The 16,955-nt window shown below is 76.9% G+C and carries 14 protein-coding genes; 8 read left to right on the top strand and 6 right to left on the bottom strand.

Annotated features, from left to right (window positions below):
- Positions 1 to 121 precede the first annotated feature (121 nt).
- Together RMN57_RS12470 and RMN57_RS12475 are read right to left on the bottom strand one after the other, a co-directional pair.
- Positions 122 to 514, bottom strand: a complete 393-nt coding sequence (locus RMN57_RS12470; RefSeq protein ID WP_313763466.1) for a type II toxin-antitoxin system death-on-curing family toxin — start codon at positions 512 to 514, stop codon at positions 122 to 124.
- Positions 511 to 852 (bottom strand): hypothetical protein, encoded by a 342-nt coding sequence (locus RMN57_RS12475; RefSeq protein ID WP_313763467.1) that lies wholly within the window; start codon positions 850 to 852, stop codon positions 511 to 513. Before RMN57_RS12475 ends, RMN57_RS12470 begins: the two co-directional genes overlap by 4 nt.
- A 138-nt stretch (positions 853 to 990) precedes the next feature.
- Between RMN57_RS12475 and RMN57_RS12480 the strand changes: the two genes are divergently transcribed.
- Together RMN57_RS12480 and yaaA are read left to right on the top strand one after the other, a co-directional pair.
- Positions 991 to 1,449, top strand: coding sequence for a DUF3995 domain-containing protein (locus RMN57_RS12480; RefSeq protein WP_313763468.1), 459 nt, complete (start codon positions 991 to 993; stop codon positions 1,447 to 1,449).
- 44 nt (positions 1,450 to 1,493) lie between these two features.
- Positions 1,494 to 2,279 carry a peroxide stress protein YaaA gene (gene yaaA / locus RMN57_RS12485; RefSeq protein ID WP_313763469.1) on the top strand — a complete coding sequence of 262 codons (786 nt, stop codon included), beginning with the start codon at positions 1,494 to 1,496 and terminating at the stop codon, positions 2,277 to 2,279.
- Positions 2,280 to 2,406: 127 nt separating this feature from the next.
- On the opposite strand, the gene RMN57_RS12490 is transcribed toward yaaA, so the two are convergent.
- From RMN57_RS12490 to RMN57_RS12500, 3 genes are read right to left on the bottom strand one after another with little or no spacing between them, the layout of a single operon-like run.
- Entirely contained in the window at positions 2,407 to 3,579 is a 1,173-nt protein-coding gene (locus RMN57_RS12490) for a bifunctional RNase H/acid phosphatase (protein WP_313763470.1), read from the bottom strand.
- 4 nt (positions 3,580 to 3,583) lie between these two features.
- A complete protein-coding gene (locus RMN57_RS12495) occupies positions 3,584 to 4,327 on the bottom strand; it encodes a C4-type zinc ribbon domain-containing protein (protein WP_313763471.1) in 744 nt (247 codons plus the stop codon).
- 23 nt (positions 4,328 to 4,350) lie between these two features.
- Positions 4,351 to 5,187, bottom strand: coding sequence for a Nif3-like dinuclear metal center hexameric protein (locus tag RMN57_RS12500; RefSeq protein ID WP_313763472.1), 837 nt, complete (start codon positions 5,185 to 5,187; stop codon positions 4,351 to 4,353).
- 674 nt (positions 5,188 to 5,861) lie between these two features.
- On the opposite strand from RMN57_RS12500, the gene lanL reads away from it, so the two are divergent.
- The 3 genes from lanL to RMN57_RS12515 all read left to right on the top strand — a co-directional run bounded on the left by lanL (position 5,862) and on the right by RMN57_RS12515 (position 11,732).
- On the top strand, positions 5,862 to 9,131 hold the full coding sequence (lanL, locus tag RMN57_RS12505; RefSeq protein ID WP_313763473.1) for a class IV lanthionine synthetase LanL: 3,270 nt from the start codon (positions 5,862 to 5,864) through the stop codon (positions 9,129 to 9,131).
- Positions 9,128 to 11,128, top strand: a complete 2,001-nt coding sequence (locus RMN57_RS12510) for an alpha/beta fold hydrolase (protein WP_313763474.1) — start codon at positions 9,128 to 9,130, stop codon at positions 11,126 to 11,128. Before lanL ends, RMN57_RS12510 begins: the two co-directional genes overlap by 4 nt.
- Positions 11,129 to 11,558: 430 nt before the next feature.
- Positions 11,559 to 11,732 (top strand): hypothetical protein, encoded by a 174-nt coding sequence (locus RMN57_RS12515; protein WP_313763475.1) that lies wholly within the window; start codon positions 11,559 to 11,561, stop codon positions 11,730 to 11,732.
- Positions 11,733 to 11,865: 133 nt separating this feature from the next.
- Here the strand turns inward: RMN57_RS12515 and RMN57_RS12520 are convergent, their stop codons facing one another.
- On the bottom strand, positions 11,866 to 12,960 hold the full coding sequence (locus RMN57_RS12520) for an alcohol dehydrogenase catalytic domain-containing protein (protein WP_313763476.1): 1,095 nt from the start codon (positions 12,958 to 12,960) through the stop codon (positions 11,866 to 11,868).
- Between the two features lie 351 nt (positions 12,961 to 13,311).
- Between RMN57_RS12520 and RMN57_RS12525 the strand changes: the two genes are divergently transcribed.
- The 3 genes from RMN57_RS12525 (at position 13,312) to RMN57_RS12535 (ending at position 16,734) form a co-directional block, all read left to right on the top strand.
- A complete protein-coding gene (locus RMN57_RS12525; RefSeq protein WP_313763477.1) occupies positions 13,312 to 13,965 on the top strand; it encodes a class I SAM-dependent methyltransferase in 654 nt (217 codons plus the stop codon).
- A 332-nt stretch (positions 13,966 to 14,297) separates the two neighbouring features.
- The gene (locus RMN57_RS12530) at positions 14,298 to 15,644 is read left to right on the top strand and encodes a hypothetical protein (protein WP_313763478.1); all 1,347 of its coding nucleotides are present in this window, start codon (positions 14,298 to 14,300) and stop codon (positions 15,642 to 15,644) included.
- 7 nt (positions 15,645 to 15,651) lie between these two features.
- Positions 15,652 to 16,734 (top strand): N-acetylmuramoyl-L-alanine amidase, encoded by a 1,083-nt coding sequence (locus RMN57_RS12535; RefSeq protein WP_313763479.1) that lies wholly within the window; start codon positions 15,652 to 15,654, stop codon positions 16,732 to 16,734.
- Positions 16,735 to 16,955: the final 221 nt, after the last annotated feature.

A 16,955-nucleotide genomic window follows, 5' to 3' on the forward strand; every position in this document is an offset into this window, starting at 1 on the left:
CGGGTGCGGACACGGTCCGATCCTCCCATGCGGGCCCTTCCGGGCCGGTGCGGAACCGACCGTCCGGGTGGCGGGGCCACCGCGGGCGGCGCCCTCCGGACGTCCGGTCCGGAGGGCGGGTTCAGCGCCCCAGCAGCTCCCGGAGGTCCTTGGCGGCGAGGGCGACGTTGTCGTCGTAGCCGCCGGTGGCGAGCCGGAGCACGAAGGCGACGGCCGCGTCCGGGGACGGGTCGGTGTAGGGCTCGTCGTTGTAGTCGAGGAAGAGCAGCATCGCCTCGAAGGCGGTGCGCTTGTTCCGGTCGACCAGCGGGTGGTTGCGGGCGAGGCTCTGCCCGAGCGCGGCCGCCTTGGACCAGAGGTCCGGGTAGGCGTCCGCACCGAACAGGCTCGCCTGCGGCCGGCCCAGGGCGGAGAGCAGGGCCCCCGGATCGCGGATGTTCTCCGGCCCGCCGGCCAGGTAGGTGACGTCGTCCAGGTCGAGGTACTCGATCCGGCTTCCCCCCGGCCCGCTCACAGGTCCTTCAGCCTCTCCAGCGTCTCCGCGTTGGCCTCGCGGATCCGGCCGACCATGGCGGCGCGGCGTGCGGCGCGGTCCGGGCGCTCGGCGCGGACCGGCTCGACCAGGGCGTCCGGCAGCTCGGACTGGCGGACCTCGAACGCGAGCTCCGCACGGTCCGCACCCGGTGCCCCGCTGACCCGGACGCGGCCGGCCAGCACGGCCTGGGCGGCCGCACGCAGCGCGAACTCCAGCGCCTGCCGGGTCTCCGGCGGCAGGTCTGCGGGCAGCCGGACGGGCAGGGACTCCTCCACGGCGTCGCCGCCGGAGGCGAGGTCCAGGGGGTTCAGGGTCATCGCGTCACTCTCCTCGTTCAGCTCGACGGTAGGGCGGGGTGGGGGGTGGGGGCCACTGGTTTGGGGTGGGTGGGGCAGGGCGTGTAAGGGGCCGTAGCGTGAGGAGCGGAGCATCGGTGCGGCGAAGGGGGCTGGGCGATGGGCGCGGTGAGGACGGCGGGGGCCGTGGTGGCCGGGGTGCTGGCGGGGGTGGGGGTGCTGCACGCGGTCTGGGCGGTCTCCCCGTGGCCGATGCGGACGCCGGCGGAGCTCGCGGACGCGGTGGTCGGCCGGGGTGACGAGATGCCGCCGCCTGCGGCGTGCCTCGCGGTGGCCGGGGCGCTGGGGGCGGCCGCGTACCTGGTGGGGGCGGAGGCCGGGGTGCTCCCGGCGGCGGGGCCGGCGCGGGTGCGGCGGGCCGGGGTGCGGACGGTCTCGGCGGTGCTGCTGGCGCGCGGTACGGGCGGACTGCTGGTGTCCGCCCTGGGGCTGGGCGAGCAGTCGGCGCGGTTCCGGCGGCTCGACGCCCGCTACTACTCGCCGCTCTGCCTGGCCCTCGGCGCGGGGGCCGGGGCGGTGGCGGTCGCGGGTTACCGGGAGCCGGACCGGGTTGCGTAGGGTGGCGGGGACCGCGTCCGCCACAAAATGTTGAGGAGTCCGCTGTGCTGGTGCTGTTGCCGCCCTCGGAGGGCAAGGCCGCGTCCGGGGACGGCGTGCCGGTCGCGCTGGACGGGCTCTCGCTGCCCGGGCTGACGGCGGCGCGGACGCAGGTGCTTGAGACGCTGGTCGGGCTCTGCCGGGGCGACGAGGACACCGCCGCCGAGGTGCTCGGGCTGAGCCCCGGCCTGCGGGGCGAGATCGCCCGCAACGCGGGCCTGCCGACGGCCGGTGCGTTCCCGGCCGGTGAGGTGTACACCGGGGTGCTGTTCGACAACCTCGGCCTGGCCACCCTGGACGAGGCCGCGTACGACCGGGCCGGGCGTTCGCTGCTGGTCTTCTCCGGGCTCTGGGGCGCGGTGCGGATCGGCGACCGGATCCCGCCGTACCGCTGCTCGATGGGCGTGAAACTCCCCGGTCTGGGGGCGCTCGGGGCGTTCTGGCGGGGCGCGACGGCGTCCGTGCTGCCGGAGGCGGCGGACGGGCTGGTGCTGGACCTGCGCAGCTCGGCCTACGCGGCGGCGTGGAAGCCCGCCGGCGAGGTGGTGTCCCGGACGGCGACCGTCCGGGTGCTGCAGGAGCGCGACGGCAGGCGCACGGTGGTGAGCCACTTCAACAAGGCGACCAAGGGCCGGCTGGTGCGCGACCTGCTGGTGGCCGGCGCCGAGCCGAAGACGCCGGGCGAGCTGGTGGACGCGCTGCGGGAGCTGGGCCACCGGGTGGAGGTCGCGGCCGAGGGCACGGCCCGCAAGCCGTGGCAGCTGGACGTGGTGGTCACCGAGGTGCACTGACCGGGTGCACTGACCTGCGTGGACGGCCCCTCCGGCCTTGGCGGGCGGGCGGGAGGCGCGCACGGCGCCGCGTTGGCGGGCGGCCTGCGACCGCCGGCGGGCCCCGGTCAGGGGCCCGCCGCGACGGTCAGCGCAGGTGCCCGGTGTCGTTGAGCAGCCGCACCGAGGCGTTGCCGTCCGCGTAGTACTGGACGGCGCAGAGCGAGGCGGCCGACAGCTCCATCCGGTACATCGAGTCGGGCGGGGCGCCGAGCGCCAGCCGGACCAGCGTCTTGATCGGGCTGACGTGCGAGACCACCAGCACCGTCCTGCCCGGGTAGCGGGCGAGGATCTTGTCGCGGGCGACCCCGGCCCGGTGGGTGAGGGTGGTGAAGCTCTCGGAGCTGCCGGTCGGCCTGGCCTTCGGCGAGGCGAGCCAGGCGTCGAGGTCGTCCGGGTGGCGCTCCTGCACCTCGGCGAAGGTCAGCCCCTCCCAGGCGCCGAAGTCGACCTCGCGCAGCCCGTCCTCGTAGCGGACCTCCAGGCCGAGGCGCGCCGCGACGGTCTCCGCCGTCTCCCGGGTGCGGCGCATCGGGGAACTGACCACGGCCTGGACGGAGCCGGCCGCGGCCAGTGCCGCGGCGGCGCGCTCGGCCTGCCAGCGGCCCTTCTCGGAGAGCGCGGGGTCGCTGCCGCCGCTGCCGGAGAACCGCTTCTCCGGGGTCAGCGGGGTCTCGCCGTGCCGGAGCAGGACGAACGTGGTCGGCGTACCGAGGTCCGCGGGGGCGGCCCAGCCGGCCTTCGGGACGGCCTTCTCCGGCGCGGGCTCCGCGGGCTCGGCCACCGGGCCGGCGGCCCTCGGCTCGGCCGCCGCCCCGACGAGCGGCTTGGCCTCCCAGGCGCGGCCGGCCTTGCCCGCGTCCATCGCCTCGTTGGCGAGCCGGTCGGCGTCCTTGTTCCGCTCGCGCGGGATCCAGGTGTACTCGACCTGGCCGCGCGGCAGGACGGTGCGCGCCTCGGCGGCGAGCGGCTGCATGTCCGGGTGCTTGATCTTCCAGCGCCCGGACATCTGCTCCACCACCAGCTTGGAGTCCATCCGGACCTCCACCGAGGCGTCCGGGTCGATCTCCCGGGCCGCCTTCAGGCCGGCGATCAGACCCTTGTACTCGGCCACGTTGTTGGTGGCGTGGCCGATGAACTCGGCCGCCTGGGCGATGATCCGGCCGGTGTCGCCGTCCCGGACCACCGCGCCGTAACCGGCCGGCCCCGGGTTGCCCCGGGAGCCGCCGTCGGCCTCGACGACGAGCCTGCGCCCGGCCACCTGGTCAGACGCCCGAGTCGGCGGTGCGGACCAGGATCCGCGAGCAGTTCTCGCAGCGGACGACCTTGTCGGCCGGCTCGGCCTTGATGGCGTTCAGCTCGGTGATGGAGAACTCGGTGCGGCAGCCCTCGCAGCGGCGCTGGTAGAGGCGGGCCGCACCGACGCCGCCCTGCTGCTCGCGCAGCTTGGTGTAGATCTTCAGCAGGTCGGCCGGGATGACGGCGGCCACGGTCTCGCGGTCGCGCTTGACCTTCTCGGCCTCGGCGTCGATCTCGGCGAAGGAGGCGTCGCGGCGGCCCTCGGCCTCGGTCAGCACGACGGTGGAGTGCTCCAGGCGGGCGCTCAGCTCGGTGACCCGGGTCTGGGCGGCCTCCAGCCGCTCCATGATCTCCAGCACGACCTCCTCCAGGTCCCCCTGGCGCTTGGCCAGCGAGCCGATCTCGTGCTGGAGGTTCTCCAGGTCCTTCGGCGAGGTGATCGCACCGGAGTCCAGGCGCTGCTGGTTGCGGGCGGCCCGGGCGCGGACCTGCTCGACGTCCTGCTCGGCCTTGGTCAGCTCGCGGGCGGTGTCGCCCTGCTGGGCCTGGGCGGCGACGACCAGGTCCTTCAGCGCGGTGTGGTCGGCGGTGGCCTTGTCGATCTCGGCGTGCTCGGGCAGGCTGCGACGCCGGTGGGCCAGCTGGTCGAGCTTCGAGTCGATGGCCTGGAGGTCGAGCAGGCGGATCTGGTCGGCGGGCGCGGCGTTCAAGCGGAGAGCTCCTGTGAATCGGGTCAGGCGGTGAAGGACATGGGGGCGTGCGCGGTCCACGGGTCGGTGACCCGGTGGGAGACCTTGGTCTCCACGGCCCAGCCGCGCTTCTCGGCGGCACCGTGCAGCGCCCGCTCGGCCAGGGCGAGCCAGGGCCACTCGGTGGCCCAGTGCGCGGCGTCGAGCAGGGCGACCGGGGCCGCCTCGGCGGCCTCGGAGGCCGGGTGGTGGCGCAGGTCGGCGGTCAGGTAGGCGTCGACGCCGGCCGCCCGCACCTCGGCGAAGAGGCTGTCACCGGAGCCGCCGCAGACCGCGACCCGGCTGATCAGCCGGTTCGGGTCGCCGGAGACGCGCACCCCCGCGGCGGTGGCCGGCAGACCCTTGGCGACCTGCGCGGCGAAGGTGGAGAGGGTGAGCGGGGGCTCCAGCAGACCGACCCGCCCGCCGCCGCGCCGGCCCAGCGGGTCCGTCGGGTCCGGCACCAGCGGACCGGTGACGCGGACGCCGACGGCCTCGGCCAGGGCGTCCGAGACGCCCGGGTCGGCGTGGTCGGCGTTGGTGTGTGCCACGTGCAGGGCGATGCCGTTGCTGATCAGCGTGTGCACCACCCGGCCCTTGAAGGTGGTCGCGGCGACGCTGGTGGTGCCACGCAGGTAGAGGGGGTGGTGGGTGACGACGAGATCGGCCCCCCACTCCACGGCCTCGTCGACGACCGTCTGCACGGGGTCGACGGCGAAGAGCACGCGGCGGACCTCGGCCCGGGGGTCGCCGCAGACCAGGCCGACGGCGTCCCAGGACTCCGCCCACTGGGGCGGGTAGACCTCTTCGAGTGCGGTGATGACGTCGGACAGATTCGGCACCTGTCGAGACTACCGTGCGCGCAGGGGCGTCCGGGCCGCCCGGGCGGCTGCGGCGGTCGGGGCGGGAGCCCGGATGCCGCGGGCGGGCGGGTGCGCGGGGCGGCCCTGGTGCGGGTCCGCGGCGCGGGTCGACGGTGTGGGGGACGGGACGCACAGGTGCGCGTCAACCTGCGGTGAGCGGCGTTCGGGTGCCGGAGGACCGTCCCCGCGCGCCGTTCCGAGCCGGTGTGCGAGCCGTCCGGGCGCCCCTGCCGCCGGTGTGCGCGGGCGCCCCCGCGCACACCGATCGGCTCGCACGAATTCGAAATCGCGCGCAGATCACCCTTACGAGTGAAGTGACTCGCCGCGCGTTGAGGACGTGCCGAAACCGAAAGTAACTTCACTTCCGCGAACGGGAGTTGCCCCGACCGGGGGGGTCGGAAGGGCGCTCCGCCGCAGGGGACCACCGGCTCGGACCGGCTCCGCGGCGGACGCGGCCGGGGCGGCGCTTCCGCGCTTCCGAGAAACCGATCAGGCCGTGGCCGGGCGCCCGGGTGCCGGAGCAGTGTGCACCCGCGGGCGGCGGCCGAGACGAAGGGATGTGAAAGCGGATGGGGGCAGGCACATCGCTTCGGACGGCCGGGGGAACGGGATCGGCGGATCACGCGCCGCGTGCGGTCGGCGCGTGGCCGGAGGTGGCGCGGTCGGCCCTGGCCGGCGCCGGGAGCCGGGGAGGCGGCGGGGACTGGGACGTCACCGTCGACGGCTTCTGGTGCACGGCCAGGCCGACTGCGGGGGAACTGGCCGGGGAGGGCTGGAAGATCCACGTCAGCGCGGCGTCCGCGGTGGGGGGCGCGGTGCTGGCCGCCGTCGTCGAAACGCTGGCCGACGACCCGTGCGCGTTCAAGTTCGCGGCCGGGCAGGAGCAGCTGCACGAGCTCAACTCGCGCAACAGTGAGCGGGGTTCGGCCGGCAAGTTCATCACCGTCTACCCGGCGGGCGAGGAGCAGTTCCGGCGGCTGGCCGCCGCCCTGCACCTGGCGACCGACGGCCTGCCCGGCCCGGTGATCCTCTCGGACCGCCCGTACCGGCCCGGCAGCCTGGTGCACTACCGGTACGGCGCCTTCGCGGCGCGCGTCGAGCTCGGCAACGACGGCGGGTACCGCTCGATGCTGCACGGGCCGGGGGGCGAGCGGGTGGAGGACGTGCGCGGGGCGTCGTACCGGTGCCCGCCGTGGGCGCGCGATCCGCTGCGCGAGCCGGCGGGGTCGGCCGGGGTCCCGGGCCACGGGCCCGAGGCCGAGACCGGGGGCGGGGGCGGGGGCGGCGGCGCGGGTGCAGGTGGCGGCGCGGGCCACCGCCGCGGAGCGACCAGGCCCACCGCCGCCCGGCGCGGCGCGGGCGGGGTGCTGCTCGCCGGGCGGTACGTGGTCACCGGGGCGATCCGGCACAGCGCCAAGGGCGGCGTCTTCCTGGGGCGGGACACCGACGGCGGCGCGGAGGTCGTGGTCAAGCAGGCCCGCGCGCACATCGAGGTGGACCGCGTGGGCACCGATGCCCGGGCCGCCCTGCGGCACGAGGCCGCCCTGCTGGCCAGGCTGGAGGGGCTGGGGCTGGCGCCGCACCCGGTCGAACTGGTCGAGCAGGACGACTCGCTCTTCCTCGTGCAGGAACGAATCGCCGGCCAACCGCTGGGCAGCTGGGTCGCGGCCCGGCTGCGCCGCGACGGCAGTCCCGACGTCGACTGGGCCGAGGCCGGGCCGATGGCACGGTTGCTGCTCGACCTGCTGGAACGGGTCCACGAGCTGGGGCTGGTCCTGCGCGACCTCTCGCCCGGGAACGTCCTGGTGCAGCCGGACGGTTCGCTGCGGCTGGTCGACCTGGAGCTGGCCGCCGAGGCCGGCCGCCGGGCCGGCTCGGCCGGCACCCCCGGGTACCGGGCCCCCGAGCAGGGGCCGGGCCGGCTGGCCCTGGTCGGCCCGGCCCTGGTCGGCACGGCTGCCGGAGCGGGTTCGCGCGGCCGGGTGACGGACGGCCTGTGCCCGGCGGAGCCGGCGGCCGACCTCTACGCGCTCGGCGGACTGTTCTTCCTGCTCGCCACCGGCCACGACCCGCTGCTGCCCGAGGACCTGCCGCACGCCCGCCCGGTCGCCGACCGGCTGGGCCGCTGGCTCGCCCTCGCCGCCCGCTCCGGCGACACCGCGCGGCGGCTGGCGCCGATGGTGCTGGGGCTGCGGGCGGAGGAGCCGGAGCTGCGATGGAGCCTGAGCCGGGTCCGGGACGCCCTGGCGGAGGCGGCGCGGGGCGACGTCCCCGAGGCGGGGGCCGGTACCGGAGGCGCGGAGGCCGTGACCGAGACACCGGGTGCCGTGGACGAGACGCCGGACGCTGTGGACGACGGACGGGCGACCGCAGGTGAGGGGCGGGGTGCGGTCGGCGCCGAGGCGGCGGGGCGCACCTGGGCGGATGCCGTCTCGGCGGGCCCCGCGACCGCGGGCGGCACGGCCGTCCTCGACCGCGTCCTGCACGACGGGCTGCGGCACCTCGCCGTGACCGCCACCCCGCGGCGGCGCGACCGGCTCTGGCCCACCGTCCCCGCCGGGCAGCAGTCCGACCCCTGCAACGTGCAGCACGGCGCCGCCGGCGTGCTGGCCGTGCTCGCCCGGGCCGCGTCCACCGACGGCCTGCCCATCGAGGTCCGGGAGGAGGCCCGGCGGACCGCCCGGACGGCCGCCGACTGGATCGAGCGCCGCTGCGCCGCCGAGCCGGTCGTGCTGCCCGGGCTGCACTTCGGGCGCTCGGGCGCCGCCTGGGCGCTGCTCGACGCCGCCGGGGCGCTGGGCGACCACGCCCTCGCCGAGCGGGCCGCCGAACTGGCCCGCCGGATAGCGGTCGAGTGGCCCAACCCGGACGTCTGCCACGGCGCAGCCGGCGCCGGCTTCCTCCAACTGCGCTTTGCGGCAGAGAACCTGGGCGAGGAGTCGGCGCAGGACTTCCTGGACCGTGCGGTCCGCTGCGGGCACGGCCTGCTGGCCGCCGGCCGGACCACCGCCCACGGCACGGTCTGGCCGGTGCCGGAGGACTTCGACTCGGCGCTCGCCGGGGTCACGCATCTCGGGTTCGCCCACGGGGTCGCGGGGGTCGGCGCCTTCCTGCTGACCGCCGCCGAGTCCACCGGCGACCGGGCGCTGCTGGCCGGCGCCGCCGAGGCCGGGCGCACGCTCGCCGCCACGGTGCGGTGGGAGCACGGCGCCGCGTCCGGAGGAGAGGCGCCGCACGCGCGCGGCGCCGGGGACCCGTACGGCGGTGGGGGCGTGCAGGGCGAGGTCGGCGGCGGGTCCGCGGGTGCGTGGTGGCCGCAGGGCGCGGACGACCCGGAGCACATCCGGCCGGCCCACTGGTGCAGCGGGGCGTCGGGTGTGGGCACCTTCCTGCTGCGGCTCTGGCAGGTGACCGGCGATGCCACCGCGCACCGGCTCGCCGTCGCCGCCGGACGCGCGGTGCTGGCCGGGCGCTGGCACTGCGGCACCGGCGCGTGCCACGGGCTGGCCGGCAACGGCGAGTACCTGCTCGACCTGGCGGAGGCCACCGGCGATGCGGAATTCCGCAGGAGCGCCGAGGAGTTGGCGCACCTGATCGCGGCCAGGTCGGCGCTGCGCGACGGCCTGCTGGTCCTGCCCGACGAGACCGGCACCGGCTGCGCCGCCGCGTACGGCACCGGGACGGCGGGCGCGCTCGCCTTCCTGCTCCGGCTCCGGCACGGCGGCCCACGGCTCTGGGTGGACCCGGTGCCGGCGCACCCCGCGCACCGTCCGGCGGCCGGAGGGACGGCCCCGGCGGACGACGCACCGTACGACGCCGCGGAGGTACCGCGCGGGGCGGACGACGGGCCGCGCGGCGCCGCCGGGGCACCGCGCCGGCCGGGTGAACCCCGGCCCCGGACCGGTGGGGTGAGGACGACATGAACGTGGTCATCCGGGCCGCGACGCAGGCGCTGCGCCGGCTGAGCTTCACCTTCGCGGCCGACGGCAGCCACGCGGCCTGCCTGGCCTCCGCGGCCGACGGCGGCTGGTACGCGGAGAGTTGGCGGCTGCCCGCGACCGGCCCCGCCGTCCCGACCGCCCTGGCACTGCCCGGCAACCGGTCCGAGCACCTCCGCTCCCAACTGGTCGCGCTGCCCGACGGCTCGGTCCTGGTCGGCCGGCACGACGGCGAGCGGCACGAGCTGGTGAAGCTCACCGCGGCCCCGCCCGGCGCCGAACCGGCCACCCGGGAAATCCCGTTGGCCACGTTCCGGCGCCCCGGCCTGCGGCTGTTGCCGCTCCCCTCCGACGCCCCGGCCGGCCCCGGCGCACCGGTCGCCGTCGCGCTGGGCAGCGACACCCGGCCGGCCACCACCGTCTGGCTGGTCCACGGCGACGGGCGCGAGCCCCGGCAGGTCGCCGAGGTCCCGGGGCTGCACGGCGGCGGTGTCTGGCTCGACCGCACCGGCGCGCTGCTGGCGCTGGACCGGGTGGCCGACGGCATCGTCCGCAGCGTCGTCCTGGACCTGCGCAGCGGCGCGGTCACCCCGCTGCTGGAGATCGGCGAGCGCAGCAACGACCGGCTGGCCCTGTTCGACCCCGACAGCCGCTTCGCGATGGTGCGCAGCGACGCCCCCGGCAGCGACCGGCTGGGCTGGGGCGTGCTGGGCGGCGGCGAGCCGCTGCGCTTCCCCGAACGCCTGCACGTGGCGGGCATGTTCCTGCGCCCGGTGGCGCTGCGGTCGGCCGCGGACGGGGTCCGCGTCGCGATCCAGATCGACCACGGCGCCGGCTCCTCGCTCGCGCTCTGGCGGCCCGCCGCCGGACGCCTCGACCCGCTGCCGGTGCCGCCCGGGCGGCTCGGCGCGGTCGCGCACTGGTCGGACGCGGCGCTGCGGATGCCGTACTCCGCTCCCGACCATCCGGCGGCCCTGGCCGGCCTGGACGTGGACGCGCTGCTGGCGCACGGACCGGCCGCCCCCGAGTCCGGACCGTCCCCGCTGCCCCTGCAGTTGGCCCCGCTCGGCTCCGGCCTGCCCGGCCCCGGGCGGGACACCGTCCTGCCCTGGCAGTCCGGCGGTACCCGCACCCCCCGTACCGCGCCGCCAGGTTGGCAGCTCGACGGCTCCACCCAGCCCGGGGACGGCGGCCGCTGGCACCCGGCACAGAGCCTCGAACTCGCAGGCCCGGCCGGCCCGTTGGAGGCCGTGGTGTACGGCGGCGAGGCCTGGCTGAGCAGTCCGCACCTGGTCCTCGCCCTGCACGGCGGCCCGGCGGACGCCTGGCGGCTGGAGTTCGACCCCGCCCTGCAGCGGATGGCGGCCGAGGGGCTCGCCGTGGTCGCACCGAACCAACGCGGCTCCACGGGCTACGGGGTGGCGCACGCGATGGCCATCCGCGGCTCCTGGGGCGGGCCGGACCTCGACGACATCCTGTACCTGCTGGACGGCATCGCGGGCCAGCGCGCGGCGCTCGGCCTGGAGCCGCCCGCCCTGTTCGGCGTGAGCTACGGCGCGTTCCTCGCACTGCTGGCGGCCGCGCACGCGCCGACCGAGCACGTCGCCCGCTGCGCGGTGGTCGCACCGTTCCTGTCCGGCGCCCGGCTGCTGGCGGAAGCAGCGGCCCCGGTGCGGGCGTTGACCACGCGGCTGGGTGGCGGCGAGCCGATCGCCGACGCCCGCGGACCACGCGACGTGCTGCAGCTCGCCCACCGGTTGAGCGCGCCGCTACTGGTGGTGCACGGGGACCGGGACGAGGTCGTCCCGGTGAGCCAGTCCCGTTCGCTGCGGCACGAGTTGCTGCGGATCGGCCGCACCGAGGGCGCGGACTTCCGCTACGTGGAGGCGGCGGGCTCGGGGCACGAGGTGCTGGCGGAGGACGGTGCCGCCGTGCTCCACGAGCTGCTGGCGGCGTTCCTGCGCACCGGCCGGCCGGGGTAGCGGCCGCGGTCGGGAGACGGCCGGAGTGGCGACCGGGGTAGCGGCCGGGCCGTGCTCGCCCGGCACGGCGACCTGCAGGTGCTCTCCCCGCGCTACCGCGAACTGGTCGGCCACCGGCTGGGGTCGGCCGGCCCTCGCGCCGGCCCTCGCGCCAGCCCTCGCGTCGGCCATTATCACGCCGGGCCGCTCCCCGGGAGTCCGTCGTGATCTCGATAGGATCTTGTCGGCCCCGGCGGTTATGGTGGCCGGGGCACGGGCCGTGATCACCGGCTCCGGCGCGGCCCACGCGGCCGATCGCACCGGTCACGCCGGCCGTACCGGTCACGTCGGCGTACCGGCCATGCCGGTCACGCCGTTCACGCACTCGCTCGCGCCCGTGGTGCCAGCCAGGCGCCGAAGCATCCGCACCCTCCCACGGAAGACGATCTTGATGTCCGACACCCTCACCGACACCACCGGACCCGCGGCCAACGGGACCGACGCCGACGAGACCACGGCCGAGGACACCGCGTCGCACGGTCGCCACCGCGGCCGTTCCGCCAGCGACGACAGGCCCGAGGCCGACCCGCACGGCCGGCACCGCGCCGCCGCCGCGCAGAACTGAACCCCGGCGCCACGTCACGTCGAGGGCCCGCCGGTCACCCCGGCGGGCCCTTCCGTTCGTCCAGGACGCCCGCCCCCGACGGCGCCCGGCCCGGACGACACCCGCCCCGACGACGCCCGGACACCCCGGCGGCTCAGCCCAGCGTGACGACCGTCCGCAGCGCCTCGCCGCTGCGCATCTGCGCGACGGCCCGGTTGACGTCCGCCAGGCCGACCCGGTGCGTGACCATCCCGGCGAGGTCGATCCGCCCGGCCCGCCACAGGTCCACCACCAGCGCGACGGTGCGCGGCACCGGCGCCCCGCCGTACAGCGAGGGCAGCAGGCGCTTCTCGTTGAAGAAGAGCTCGCCCATGGTGAACTGCGCGAGGTCGTCCTGCGCCCCGGCGCCGATCACCACCACCGCGCCGCCGCGCCGCGCCGCGTCGTACCCGGCCCGGACGGTGGCCGCCCGGCCGACCGCCTCGAAGACGTAGTCGAACCCGCCGCCCGGCAGGCCCTTCGCGAAGCCCTTCAGCTCCTCCGGGGCGAGCGCGTCGGTGGCCCCGAAGGCCAGCGCCCGCTCCCGCCGCGAGACGACCGGGTCCACCACCGCGATCCGCCCGGCCCCGCAGACCCGCGCGCCCTGCACGGTCGCGACACCCACGCCGCCCGCCCCGATCACCGCGACCGAGGCGCCCGGCTCGACCCGCGCGGTGTGGACGGCGGCGCCGATGCCGGTGGTCACCCCGCAGCCGATCAGGGCGGCCAGTTCGTACGGGAGGTCGGCGGGGACCTTGATCACGGCGTCGCGCTCGACCACCACCTCCTCGGCGAACGAGCCCGTGCCGTAGAAGCCGGAGGCCTCGACCGGGCCGCCCGGGCCGTCCTCGTCGAAGCGGAAGCCCGGCGCGCCGAGCCGGCGCAGGCTGGTCACGCAGAGGTGCCCGCGGCCGCGCTCGCAGTGCGCGCAGCTGCCGCAGGGGGCCATCCAGCAGAGCACCACCCGGTCGCCGACCGCGACGCCGGTCACGCCCTCGCCGACCTCGACGACGTCCCCGGCGCCCTCGTGCCCGGGCACGAACGGCGCGGGCTGCGGCAGGACGCCGTTCATCGCCGAGAGGTCCGAGTGGCAGAGGCTGGCCGCCCGCAGGCGGACCCGCACCTTTCCGGGGCCGAAGCCCACCGCCGCCACGTCGTCGCGGACGTCCAGCGTGTCCTGGCCGGTCTTGTGCAGGATGGCTGCGCGCATGGGGCTGCTCCCGTCCCCTCGGATCGGTGGGTCGGGGCCGATTCTGGCACGACGCGCCTTCGCGGAGTAGAACACGTTCCACCCGCGGGGGCGGGCGCCCGGGGGCGCGACGGTGCCCGACACAGGCGGGCAGGTCGAAGGCGTTGCAGGTCAGCGGCGGCGCACGGCGGCCGGGCCGCCCGAGGCCGGGGGGGCGACGGCGGGCCGTACCGTCGAGTAGGGTCCGACGGCAAACGTCCGCCACGGACGCCGACACTGCTCGTCCGACACGGCACGTCCGCCACTGCACGTCCGCCACTGCACGTCGACGGCGAACAGCCGCACCGACCACCCCCGGCAAGGAGCCCCCGCATGTCCGACCTCCTGGAGACCGCCCACCCCGGAGCCGACGTGCTGGCGGCGTTCGAGGGCGCGACCGGCTTCATGCCGGTCGACGAGGGGCTCGCGCTGTACGCCGCCGCCGTGACGGCCGCACGGCGCACCGGGCTGCCGGTGCTGGAGATCGGCACCTACTGCGGACGGTCGGCGATCCTGCTGGCCGGGGCGGCCCGGGAGACGGGGACGGTGGCGCTCACCGTCGACCACCACCGCGGCTCCGAGGAGCAGCAGCCCGGCTGGGAGTACCACGACCCGGAGCTCGTGGACCCGGAGGTGGGCCTGATGGACACGCTCCCGCGGTTCCGCCGCACGCTGCACGCGGCCGGGCTGGAGGAGCACGTGGTCGCGCTGGTGGGGCGCTCGCCGCAGATCGCCGCGCTCTGGGGCGGCCGGCTCGGCCTGGTCTTCATCGACGGCGGCCACACCGACGAGCACGCCACCGGCGACTACGAGGGCTGGGTTCAGCACCTCGCCCCCGAGGGCCTCCTCGTCGTGCACGACGTCTTCCCCGACCCGGCGGACGGCGGCCAGGCGCCGTACCGGGTGTACCTGCGGGCGCTCGCCGAGGGCTTCGAGGAGATCTCGGTGACGGGTTCGCTGCGCGTGCTGCGCCGCACCGCGGGCTGACCGCACCGCCGCCACCCCACAAGTCGCCCCGACGGACCGACGCCACCCACGCCCACGCGGCCCGACGCCCGCCCGCTCAAGCCGCCCCCGACGCCCGCCCGCGCCCCCGCGCTTCCCGCACCCCGGGGTGGATCCACGGACCGCCCCCACAGGCGATCACGGATGCTCTAACGTCGTGCCGGGGCTGTCGGGCGGGGGTTCGAACGATACGGTGTCCGCGCGGCCGTTCGGCCGGAGCGGCGGGCGACCGGGCAGCCACCAGGACCGGCCGCACGGGCACGCGGCGACACGACACCAGGCAGAGCATCCGGCGGACGGTGGGGGCTAGCGCAATGACGGACCAGCAGAACACCGCTCCGGCGGTCTGGGACCCCACCGCGCGCGGCGGCGCCGGCGGCTGGGTCCGCGGCCCGCAGCAGCAGCCTGCCGCCGCGGCCGCGCCGAACCCCGCCGCACCCCCGGCCCCGCCCGCCGGAGCACCCCCGGCGCCACAGCCGCCCCAGCCGTACCCGCCGCAGGCCCCGCAGCCGCTCCACTCGCCGATGGCCCAGGCGCCCGCGCCGGGCGCCGTCGGCGACCAGGGCCCGCCGCTCGGCGCGCGCCCGTACCTGTCCGCGGCCCCCGGCCACGACGCCCCGACCGCGGCGGCCTTCCCGGCGTCCGCCCCGCCGCAGGCCGCCCTGCCCGGCGCGGGCTTCCCGGACCACGCGGCCCCGCAGAGCCAGGGCCCGTACCCGGGCGCCCCGCAGCCCCCGGCCGGCGCCCCCGGCTACCCCGCGGCCCCGCCCCAGGCTCCGCAGGGCGCCCCGTACCCGCCGCAGGCCCACCCCCAGCAGCCGTACCAGCAGCCGTACGAGGCCGCGCCCTACGGCTCCCAGCCGTACGGGCAGCCCTACGGACAGCCGGACTACGCCACCGGCTACGAGGACCTGGACGACGAGGACCGCCCCGGCCACAAGCGCGCACCGCTGCTGCTCGCCTTCGCCGTGCTGTTCGTGCTGGCGCTCGGCGGAGGCATCCTCTGGGCGGTGAAGGACAAGGACTCCTCCGCCGACCAGGCCGCCCCGGCCCCGTCCGCCACCGCCGCCGCCCCGACCGGCTCCGGCAGCCCGCAGCCCGCCCCGGTGCCCACCGACGCGGCCGGGGCACCGAGCCCGACCGCCGGTGACACCGCCTCCCCCGGCGCGTCCGCCAGCCCGACGGCCGGCGCGGCCGGCCCCAACGCGCAGAGCCAGGCGAAGGCGCTGGACGAGCTGCTGACCCAGGGCGAGAGCGCGAAGGCGCCGATCGGCAACGCGGTCGCCAAGGTGAACAGCTGCCCCGCCAAGGCGGACATCGACAGCTCGGCGCAGGTCTTCGACAGCGGGGCCAAGCAGCGCGACCAGCTGCTCACCAAGCTCGCCGCCCTGTCCGTCACCGACCTGCCCGGCGGCGCGGACGCGGTGGCCACGCTGAAGTCGGCCTGGCAGCTGTCCGCCGACATCGACCGCGCCTACGCGAGCTGGGCGCGCGCGGTGTCGGCCCAGGGCTGCTCCGGCTCCGCCCCGAACACCGCCGACAAGAAGCGCGCCGACGAGCTCAACCCGCAGGCCACGCAGGCGAAGAAGGACTTCGTGGCGAAGTGGAAGCCGATCGCCGACACCTACGGCCTGACCACGCGCACCCAGGACAGGATCTGAACCGCCCGTGACCCGCACCACCCCGGACACGTCCGACGACAACGCCCGGCCCCGCCGTTCCCTGCTGCTGCGCACCACCACCGTGGTGGGCGTCGTGGTGCCGCTCTGCCTGGCCGGCTGGCTGGGCTGGCAGAGCGTCGGCGGCCACGACCGGGCGGACGGCGCGGCACCCGCCGGCGCGGCCGGCACCCCCGGCGGGGCGAGCGGGTCGGGGACGGCCGGCCCGGACGCCGCCGGCGCCACCGGGACCGGCACGGCGGCGGCCCCGCCGAGCTCCGCCGCTGCGAGCTCCGCCGCCGCCCCCGCAGAGGCCGTGCCCACCACCCCGGGCGCCTCGACCCCGGCCGGCTCCCCGCCCGCCGGGCCCGGCACCTCGGCGCCCGCCGCCCCGGCGGCCACCGGAACGTTCTCGGCCACGGCCCTCGCCGGCCGAACCGTCCTGCTCGACCCGGGTCACAACCCCGGCAACTTCGCCCACACCACCGAGATCAACCGCCAGGTCGACATCGGCAACGCCCGCAAGGAGTGCGACACCACCGGCACCTCCACCAATGCCGGCTACACCGAGGCCGACTTCACGCTGGACGTGGTCCGCCGGGCCCGGGCGATCCTCACCGCCCGCGGCGCCACCGTGGTGCTGGTCCAGGACGGCGACCGGCCGTGGGGCCCGTGCATCGACGAGCGCGCCAGGGCCGGGAACGCGGCGCACGCCGACGCGGCGGTCTCCGTGCACGGGGACGGCGGTCCGGCCGGCGGCACCGGCTTCCACGTGATCATGCCCGCCAAGGTGGTCGCGGGGAAGGCGGACACCTCGGCGATCGTCTCGCCCTCGCACCGGCTCGGCCTGCTGCTGCGCGACGGCTTCCGCTCGGCCACCGGCGAGCCGTACGCGGACTACACGGCGAGTCAGGGCCTCGACACCCGCTCCGACCTCGGCGGGTTGAACCTCTCGACCGTCCCCAAGGTGTTCATCGAGTGCGGTAACATGCGCAACTCGACCGACGCCAAGCGGATGACGGACCCTCAGTGGCGCCAGCAGGCAGCCCAGGGGATCGCCGACGCGCTGACGACGTTTCTGACCACGCGGTAGGCGGCGGACAGGATCGGGACCGCGTCCGGGTGGGAAGGAACCGTCCGACCCGATGGTGGACGGCAGGGGGACGGACGCGCGCAGTTTGCAACGACTTCGCCCCATTCCCGAGCCCGCTGTGCACCCGCGAGGCGGTTGGCCCTAGGCTTCTGGTCCGTTCGGAGTTTCCGGGCCGGCCAAGCCGACCACGCAAAACCGCCGACCACGACACACCAACGAGG

The sequence above is a fragment of the Kitasatospora sp. CM 4170 genome (assembly GCF_032110285.1).
Classification (GTDB): Bacteria; Actinomycetota; Actinomycetes; order Streptomycetales; family Streptomycetaceae; genus Kitasatospora; species Kitasatospora aburaviensis.

Bases quoted from the DNA above. Each gene is read 5' to 3' on its own strand.
- RMN57_RS12475 (WP_313763467.1), bottom strand. From the start codon at position 852: ATGACCCTGAACCCCCTGGACCTCGCCTCCGGCGGCGACGCCGTGGAG.
- RMN57_RS12520 (WP_313763476.1), bottom strand. From the start codon at position 12,960: ATGCGCGCAGCCATCCTGCACAAGACCGGCCAGGACACGCTGGACGTC.
- RMN57_RS12530 (WP_313763478.1), top strand. From the start codon at position 14,298: ATGACGGACCAGCAGAACACCGCTCCGGCGGTCTGGGACCCCACCGCG.
- RMN57_RS12480 (WP_313763468.1), top strand. From the start codon at position 991: ATGGGCGCGGTGAGGACGGCGGGGGCCGTGGTGGCCGGGGTGCTGGCG.
- RMN57_RS12525 (WP_313763477.1), top strand. From the start codon at position 13,312: ATGTCCGACCTCCTGGAGACCGCCCACCCCGGAGCCGACGTGCTGGCG.
- RMN57_RS12515 (WP_313763475.1), top strand. From the start codon at position 11,559: ATGTCCGACACCCTCACCGACACCACCGGACCCGCGGCCAACGGGACC.
- RMN57_RS12510 (WP_313763474.1), top strand. From the start codon at position 9,128: ATGAACGTGGTCATCCGGGCCGCGACGCAGGCGCTGCGCCGGCTGAGC.